Here is a 297-nt window from a genome sequence, read left to right as displayed (position 1 = left end):
TCACGGTCGAGGAAGCCAAGACCGCAGAGACCGAACTCGAAGTCGTCGAAGGCATGCAGTTCGACCGCGGCTATCTCTCGCCCTACTTCGTCACCAACGCCGACAAGATGGTCGCGGATCTGGAAGACGCCTACATCCTCCTCCACGAGAAGAAGCTCTCCAACCTGCAGGCCATGCTGCCGATTCTCGAGGCTGTCGTGCAGACCTCGAAGCCGCTGGTCATCATCTCCGAAGACGTCGAAGGCGAGGCTCTGGCCACGCTCGTCGTCAACAAGCTGCGTGGCGGCCTGAAGATCG

Annotated in this window: 1 pseudogene; it reads left to right on the top strand. The window is 60.6% G+C overall.

The features are described 5' to 3' along the window. Positions 1 to 297, top strand: a pseudogene (gene groEL / locus ACWUKX_RS31060) (chaperonin GroEL); the annotation flags it as partial.

It is taken from the genome of Mesorhizobium sp. f-mel, from assembly GCF_053850215.1.
This window is presented reverse-complemented; position numbering and strand designations above follow the sequence as displayed.